General features: G+C 45.1%; 5 protein-coding genes and 1 pseudogene. 2 read left to right on the top strand and 4 right to left on the bottom strand.

Going from position 1 to position 8,076, the window contains the following annotated elements; genetic code table 11:
* Positions 1 to 100: 100 nt before the first annotated feature.
* Positions 101 to 688, bottom strand: a complete 588-nt coding sequence (locus tag AYW76_RS11430) for a patatin-like phospholipase domain-containing protein (RefSeq protein ID WP_067220037.1) — start codon at positions 686 to 688, stop codon at positions 101 to 103.
* A 75-nt stretch (positions 689 to 763) separates the two neighbouring features.
* Here AYW76_RS11430 and AYW76_RS11425 point away from each other — a divergent pair.
* A pseudogene (locus tag AYW76_RS11425) lies at positions 764 to 949 on the top strand (2-oxo acid dehydrogenase subunit E2); the annotation flags it as partial.
* A 55-nt stretch (positions 950 to 1,004) separates the two neighbouring features.
* Here the strand turns inward: AYW76_RS11425 and AYW76_RS11420 are convergent.
* Positions 1,005 to 2,144 (bottom strand): patatin-like phospholipase family protein, encoded by a 1,140-nt coding sequence (locus AYW76_RS11420; protein ID WP_067220030.1) that lies wholly within the window; start codon positions 2,142 to 2,144, stop codon positions 1,005 to 1,007.
* Between the two features lie 249 nt (positions 2,145 to 2,393).
* Between AYW76_RS11420 and pgm the strand changes: the two genes are divergently transcribed.
* Positions 2,394 to 4,037: a phosphoglucomutase (alpha-D-glucose-1,6-bisphosphate-dependent) gene (gene pgm / locus AYW76_RS11415; protein WP_067220027.1), complete on the top strand. Its 1,644-nt coding sequence runs from the start codon at positions 2,394 to 2,396 to the stop codon at positions 4,035 to 4,037.
* A gap of 24 nt (positions 4,038 to 4,061) precedes the next feature.
* Here the strand turns inward: pgm and AYW76_RS11410 are convergent, their stop codons facing one another.
* Together AYW76_RS11410 and ydiJ are read right to left on the bottom strand one after the other, a co-directional pair.
* Positions 4,062 to 4,796: a spermidine synthase gene (locus AYW76_RS11410; protein ID WP_067220024.1), complete on the bottom strand. Its 735-nt coding sequence runs from the start codon at positions 4,794 to 4,796 to the stop codon at positions 4,062 to 4,064.
* 74 nt (positions 4,797 to 4,870) lie between these two features.
* On the bottom strand, positions 4,871 to 7,942 hold the full coding sequence (ydiJ, locus tag AYW76_RS11405) for a D-2-hydroxyglutarate dehydrogenase YdiJ (protein WP_067220021.1): 3,072 nt from the start codon (positions 7,940 to 7,942) through the stop codon (positions 4,871 to 4,873).
* Between the last annotated feature and the right edge of the window lie 134 nt (positions 7,943 to 8,076).

Genomic DNA, 8,076 nt, shown 5'->3' with positions numbered 1-8,076 from the left:
GGCCCCGCATGGTAAAGCAATCAAAGACGAGGTATCCAGTATCTCGTAATGCTGTTTCGCTTAAGTGAACAGCATTAGCCGAAGGCTGCCTTTTTTGCGTTTAATCACTGAAGAAATCTAGAATCTTATCTTGTTGCCACATCGCATCTTTATAGCCTAAATCGATCAAAGCAGAGCAATACTCTGGTGTAAAAAGAAGGTAGCTAGCAGCCGATGATGCGTTGCCGCTTTGGTTGCCACTTGCTGTTCTGAGTAGTTTTTGGATGTGTCGGGGTAAAGAGTCCAAGTGTTCATTGGCTAGTACATTGAGGCCTTTAGATGGTGAGATTACTAACGTTTTACGTAAGGGTAAATCGGCCGGACGCTTATCTTCGGGCACTAAAGAGAGTAGGCGATTAAGTGTCTCTATATGAGTAATGTCGTCATCGACAGTGTCCAAAAAAGCACTGTTAAAGAGTTGGCCGAGCACTTGTACGATCGAGGGCTGCACACTGTTTTGATTGTCCTTTACGTAATTCCAATCTCTTGCTTGTCGATTGTCGCTAACGCCAATGATAAACAGTTTCTCGGCTCCTAAGCGTATCGCAGGCTGGATAATCGAGCCAAGTCGGACGGCCCCATCACCGTAATAGTGGTTACCTACTTTTTGTGATGGAAAGATGCCAGGAATTGCACTTGAAGCAAGCAAATGCTCGATAGAAATAGCTTGTTTTATGCCGGTTTTACGTGCACTTTGCCAATCTTCAATGTCCGTATTGGATAAGTGGGCATTCTTGGTGTATCTAAAGCAGATGTTGAGCCTCGTTGGAACGGTAATGAGTTTGAGCCACGTACAATGCTGCCATTGTGCTTGTCTTACGACCACCGTGCTGTCAACGGAGCGGATGCGGGTCGCTTTATGACGTATCTAAATGCATTGCTAAGCGATGTGCGTCGTTTAACGCTATAGTAATAGGGCGATTAAATGATGTCCAAAAGGCAGCCGAAGGCTGCCTTTTTTGCGTTTAATCACTGAAGAAATCTAGAATCTTATCTTGTTGCCACATCGCATCTTTATAGCCTAAATCGATCAAAGCAGAGCAATACTCTGGTGTAAAAAGAAGGTAGCTAGCAGCCGATGATGCGTTGCCGCTTTGGTTGCCACTTGCTGTTCTGAGTAGTTTTTGGATGTGTCGGGGTAAAGAGTCCAAGTGTTCATTGGCTAGTACATTGAGGCCTTTAGATGGTGAGATTACTAACGTTTTACGTAAGGGTAAATCGGCCGGACGCTTATCTTCGGGCACTAAAGAGAGTAGGCGATTAAGTGTCTCTATATGAGTAATGTCGTCATCGACAGTGTCCAAAAAAGCACTGTTAAAGAGTTGGCCGAGCACTTGTACGATCGAGGGCTGCACACTGTTTTGATTGTCCTTTACGTAATTCCAATCTCTTGCTTGTCGATTGTCGCTAACGCCAATGATAAACAGTTTCTCGGCTCCTAAGCGTATCGCAGGCTGGATAATCGAGCCAAGTCGGACGGCCCCATCACCGTAATAGTGGTTACCTACTTTTTGTGATGGAAAGATGCCAGGAATTGCACTTGAAGCAAGCAAATGCTCGATAGAAATAGCTTGTTTTATGCCGGTTTTACGTGCACTTTGCCAATCTTCAATGTCCGTATTGGATGACTGGTAAAACGTGGTGGAGTTACCGTTAGTGTAATTAATGGCCGTTATTGCAAGCGTTTCTAGTAAGCGTTGATTTAACGCGATCGATACGTCCTCTAAGTTTAAATGTTTTCGCAGTAGTGATTCCAATGGTGTATTTACCATTAGAGACAGTTGGCGGCCGTTTCTTTGGTTTAGAAAAATATTAGCGATGCTGCGTGTAATGGAAGTAGCAATCGGCCAGCGACTGACTTGGTAAACCTGTTCTGTTGTTAAGTTGCGCCAAATGTAAGCGAGCTGTCGTACGCCGCGTTTAAAATTGCTTGCTCGAGTGGCTAGTAACGCCGCATTCAGGGCACCTGCCGATGTCCCGCAAAGGATTGGGAATGGTAGGGCGTTATATTGCGGCACAAGTTTTGCTAAACCCTGTAATACACCTATCTGATAGGCGCCACGCGCACCACCCCCGGATAAAAGTAGGGCTGCTTTAGATGACATATAGATTCTCCAATACTGCTCAGTCCACAAATTTAGCTTAGTCGAGTCTGTTGGGTTTGCAGTGTTATCTTGTGGTGTCTCAGTAATTTTACGTTTAGCTGCTAAAAGTATTTGTAAATCTGCCTACGACTGTAAGAATTTAACTGTAAAAACAATAAATTATTGATTTTCTATTGCTTAGCATTGCAACTAAGAAAGTAATTCACGACTATAAAACCATCGTCACTTTAATTAAGGAGCTTTATTCATATGGCAATTCATCCTCAAGCAGGGCAGCTCGCTCCAAATGAGTCATTGGTTAATATCCCTAAGCTCATTAGTGCTTATTACACTTTACACCCTGATGCACAGTTTGATGCTGAAAAAGTCAGTTTTGGAACGTCTGGGCATCGTGGTAGTGCTTTTACTAAAAGTTTTAATGAAGCGCATATCCTCGTGATCTGCCAGGCAATTTGTGAATACAGGCAGTTGCACGGCATTGAAGGGCCGCTTTATCTTGGCAAAGATACGCATGCACTGTCTGAAGCGGCTTTTACCAGCGCGTTACAGGTGCTTGTTGCAAACGATGTAACCGTTCGAGTGCAACAAGATGATGGCTATACGCCTACACCGGTTATTTCGCACGCCATCCTAACGCACAATCGCGATTTATCGGCACGATCTGAGCGTGCTGATGGTATTGTCATTACGCCGTCTCATAACCCCCCAGAAGACGGTGGTATTAAGTATAATCCACCTAAAGGTGGTCCGGCCGATAAGGATATTACCGACTGGATAGCGGAGCGTGCTAACGAGCTGATGTGGCATGACATGAAAGGCGTCAAGCAGGTTGAAGTTGATGAGGCGTTGAGCAGTGATCTTGTGGAGCCATTTGATTACATTGAGCATTACATTAGTGATCTAGATAATGTTATTGATATGGCCGCTATTAAAAAGGCCAATGTACGTATTGGTGTGGATCCGTTAGGTGGTTCGGGAATTGCTTTCTGGGAGCCAATTGCTGAGCGTTATGGTTTAAACATCGACGTTGTAAATGATCGTGTAGACCCAACGTTTTCGTTTATGCCGCTTGATAAGGATGGACGCATTCGTATGGATTGTTCGTCGCCCTATGCGATGAATAACCTGCTAAAGATTCAAGATCAATTCGATGTGGCTGTCGGGAATGACCCTGACTTTGATCGCCATGGAATTGTGTGTCCAGGTTACGGCTTAATGAATCCAAATGCCTACCTTGCGGTTGCCATAGAGTATCTGGCGACACATCGAGATTGGCCTGCTGATATCCAATATGGCAAAACGTTGGTTTCCAGTGCAATGATTGATCGTGTAGTGGCGGATTTAGGTAAAACGTTATGTGAAGTGCCTGTTGGCTTTAAGTGGTATGTTGATGGTCTATTCGACGGTAACTTAGCCTTTGGTGGCGAGGAGAGTGCGGGTGCTTCATTCTTACGCCGAGATGGCAATGTTTGGACGACAGACAAAGACGGCTTCATTATGGCTTTGTTGGCCGCTGAGATATTGGCTGTCACGGGTAAAAACCCAGCTCAGCTAGCTGAGGAGCAGGCTAAACGATTTGGTCAGCCCTACTACAAGCGCATTGACGTCGTCGCAACACCTGAACAAAAAGCGGTTCTGTCAAAGCTAGAAGCGAGCTCTGTGCATGCGCAAAGTTTGGCGGGTGACCCGATCGTAAGTAAGTTGACCCATGCGCCGGGCAATGGTGCAGCAATAGGCGGGTTAAAGGTCTCTACCGATAATGGTTGGTTTGCCGCGCGGCCATCTGGTACAGAGAATGTTTATAAAATCTATTTAGAAAGCTTTGTCTCTGAGTCTCACCTAGCTCAACTGGAACAAGAGGCCGTTGAGCTTGTGAATACAGTACTTGGGTAATAATGAGGTAGAAGAGGGGGTTGGTTACACAACCTCTTCTAAACGAGTTTGCCATTTAGTGAGTGGAAAACCCAATGATTGGCTCAATTGTGTGCATTCATCTTTCTGCTGCTTTAGATTTAAGCTATGCGGAGCGTTGGTGGCAAATACAACCCAGTTGCCACAGCCTGTGTCTAATGCTGTGACAGTATTAAACTGTTCCAACAAAGTTTCTTTTAAGTCGAGCTGATATTGGTGCTCTTCCCAGCAGTTAAGTACTAGCATGCCGCCGTCTTTGATTTGAGTCTTTGTGTGCTCAATAAAAGACTGCGTTGCGACGCGTTTATCCATACCAAAGTGTTGGTATAAATCTGTAAACAAAATATCAAATTTCTTTGACTTATTGCTTTCAACGAACGCAATCGCATCGTCGGTAATTACTTCTATCCGTTTACTTTTGGGTAAGCGAAAGAATTCTTCGGCAATGCTCACAATTTCTGGTCTTAGCTCAACTGCCGTAATGTGTATGCCGCTCACCGCTTTACTCAGTGCGTGGACTAGTGCGCCACCCCCTAATCCCAATACGCAGGCACGTTTTGGCTTGCGGTCAATTAACGCCAATAACATGGCTTGAGTATATTCATGTTGCAGTACATGTGGCTGCTTAAGTTGCACGCGACTTTGTTCGTCGCCATCGGCAAATGACAGTGTGCGAAATTTACCATCGTCAAATACGCGAATGACACCGTGCTCATCCTGCGTTTCGTATACTAAGGACATTGCTAATCTCTTCTTGAAAAAGAAAAGACCAGACGGATGTCTGGTCTTTAGTGGCATGATACGGTTTTTTTTCGTTAAGCTAAATCAGCTTTTATATGTTCTAACAGTATTTGAGCTGGATGTTTAATGCTAATGTCATCCATTCGCTTAGTTTGACAGCGACAAGAATAACCGGTTGCAACCAATTTGTTATGCAGTGCAGGGTCGTTCACTTTCTCTTTCCATGACAAATTGTAAATTGTCTCAGAGGTGGCCTTGTTACTGGATTCATGGCCATAAGTGCCTGCCATACCACAGCAGCCGACATTTTCAACGGCCAGTTTGAGCCCCAATAGTTCGTAAACACTTTGCCAGTCTTTAATAGACGGCGCTGCATTTGTTTTCTCGGTACAGTGAGCCATCATATGAAATGTATCGTCTTTCACAGAAATGGCTTGTTTTTCTAAATGGGTAGATTGGTTTGCCAGCCATTCTTGCATCAATTGAACTTTAGGGATGGGGCGGCTGGTGCCGAATGTCTTAGCGTACTCAGAGCGATACGTCAGTGTCATAGATGGATCGATACCGATCATGGGGAGCCCATAAAACGCTAAATTTTGAAGCATGTCCAAGTTCTTTTTAGCGGCTTTCTCAAAAGGGCGTAGAAAGCCGTGTACATGCAGAGGCTTGCCGTTTGGTAGGTACGGCGCTAAGTAGGCTTGAAAGCCGAGCCGGCTTAACAGCTCCATGACATCTAACACCAGTTCTGTTTCAAAATAACTTGTAAAGGCGTCTTGAACGACGATTACCGCCCGTTTACGGTCTTTTGGGCTTAAGGCTTCAATGGCCAGAGGTGTGGCCAAGCGAATACCACGACGAGACATTTCACGTTTTAAATTATGTTTTGATAGCTTAGGGCTGTCTTCGAAACCAACAATCTTGCTGATTAAGCTTTTGGTAAAACGATTGCCGACCATCCAGTTGTATGGTTGCGGAAAGATGGCCATTGTTGGCATCATGTATTCCAATGAGCCTACAAAATAGTCCTTTGCTGGACGAAGGTAGCGGCTGTAATACAGCTCTAAAAACTTGGCGCGGAACTCAGGCACATCAACTTTAATAGGGCATTGCCCAACACACGATTTACAGGCTAAGCAGCCCATCATGGACTCATGAACTTCATTGGAAAAGTCGTATTCGCCTTTTCGTTTGGCCAGCGTATTACGCAATCTTGGAACGAAACTCGCTAGAAAGCTGGTGTGGCGTGTTTTATAGCTTTCTTTACGAACATCAACACCTTGTTCACTCATGCCTCGCAGCCATTCGCGCATCAATGAAGCGCGTCCTTTAGGAGAGTGAATGCGTTGCCGTGTACCTTTCCATGACGGACACATGGCATCGTTAGGGTCAAAGTTAAAGCAGGCACCATTGCCGTTACAGTACATGCCTTCTTTAAATTGATCGCGATTAGTTAATGGGATTTGTCGGTCCAGTTGTCCGCGCATAGGAACTTCATCGATTTTTAGCAAATCTGCGCCGAGCTCAAAGGGAGTGGCAATTTTACCAGGGTTGAGTTGGTTGCGCGGGTCAAATGCGCCTTTGATTTGCTGGATGCTCGGATACAAATCACCAAAAAAAGCGGGCGCGTATTCAGAGCGAACGCCTTTGCCGTGTTCACCCCAAAGCAATCCATTGTACTTTTGAGTCAATGCCACCACCTTATCAGTGATGTCACGAATCATTGGCTCTTGCGACTCATCTTTTAAATCGAGTGCTGGTCGAACGTGTAAAACCCCCGCGTCTACATGACCAAACATGCCGTAGGTAACGCCATAGCTGTCTAACACAGCACGGAACTCCATGATGTAATCAGCAAGATTTTCTGGTGGCACGGCCGTATCTTCGACAAAGGCAATGGGGCGTTTTTCACCTTTGGCGTTACCTAGTAAACCAACGGATTTTTTGCGCATCCCCCAGATTTTATTGACGTTATTGTGACCGTTTGCAACGGTATAACCAAGAGTGCTTGCATTCGGATCAGCACTGAGTGCATCCAGTCGATCGGTCAAAACTTTTACACGCTCGGCCACTTCAGCTTCGCTGTCGCCGGTGTATTCAACAAGATTAACGCCTTGAGCGTCTTCACCTGGTTGCTCGGGGAAAAACTCTGCGACGGAATTCCAAATGATATCGCCTTTAGCCAGCCCCAAAACTTTAGAGTCAACCGTCTCAATTGATGTTGGTTGAGCATTAAGTAGCTCTTTGGCGTGACGTAAGGAGGCCTCAAAGCTGTTATAGCGAATGTTTACTAAAGTTGCGAAGGTTGGAATTTTGAGTAAGTTAACTTTTGCTTCTACGATGAAGCCAAGTGTTCCTTCTGAACCACAAAGGATGTTGTTAAGGTTGAAGTGGCCGTGATCGTCACGTATGTGTGCCAAATCATAACCAGTCATGCAGCGGTTCAGTTCTGGGAAGGTGTTATTAATAGCGGTTTGTTTGGTCTGCGCTATAGTATCAATCACACGGTGCGCGTGAGCAGCGTAGTCTGATCCTTGCTTAATGCTGTTGAGAGCATCTTCGTCCATAGCAGCACTACTGATTAATTCACCATCTAATAGTACTGTCTTTAATTCCAGTACATGGTCACGGGTTTTGCCGTACATGACCGAGCCTTGTCCGCTCGCGTCAGTATTAATCATCCCGCCAATGGTCGCTCGGTTGCTGGTAGACAATTCTGGCGCAAAGAATAAACCATCCGCCTCGACTGCTTTATTGAGTTGATCTTTAATCACCCCTGTTTGGACTCGGGCCCAGCCTTCCTCGACATTGACTTCAAGGATTTTGTTCATGTGTTTGGATAAATCCACCACAAGACCGTCTGTTAAAGATTGTCCATTAGTGCCCGTACCGCCGCCGCGAGGGCTTAAAACAATGCCGTGAAATTCTGTTTCATTAGAAAGGCGAGTTAGCAGTTGAATGTCTGCAACTGAGCTGGGATAAATAACGCCCTGGGGTAGGACTTGGTAGATTGAGTTGTCGGTCGAAAGTACGACTCGATTAGCATAATCTGGATTTGTGTCCCCTTGGAATCCTGAAGTCTTCAAGCGCTCGATAAATGCGAGGTATTTAGCTTGTACTGGCGAGACTTCAGACAATTTAGGAATCATGTAGTGTTCTCCGATGTGTGCAACCTTTGCGAAATCATTCTAACAAAGAAAGTACGTGTAATGGTGGGCATTAGATGAAAAAATACGCATAACAACCTTCTTTGTATTCATAAAGCGACGTATTTTTATTTGTT

Source organism: Marinomonas gallaica, assembly GCF_001639745.1.
GTDB classification, from domain to species: Bacteria; Pseudomonadota; Gammaproteobacteria; order Pseudomonadales; family Marinomonadaceae; genus Marinomonas; species Marinomonas gallaica.
This window is presented reverse-complemented; position numbering and strand designations above follow the sequence as displayed.

Coding starts and splice junctions, on each gene's coding strand:
- AYW76_RS11420 (WP_067220030.1), bottom strand. CDS start 2,144: ATGTCATCTAAAGCAGCCCTACTTTTATCCGGGGGTGGTGCGCGTGGC.
- pgm (WP_067220027.1), top strand. CDS start 2,394: ATGGCAATTCATCCTCAAGCAGGGCAGCTCGCTCCAAATGAGTCATTG.
- AYW76_RS11410 (WP_067220024.1), bottom strand. CDS start 4,796: ATGTCCTTAGTATACGAAACGCAGGATGAGCACGGTGTCATTCGCGTA.
- ydiJ (WP_067220021.1), bottom strand. CDS start 7,942: ATGATTCCTAAATTGTCTGAAGTCTCGCCAGTACAAGCTAAATACCTC.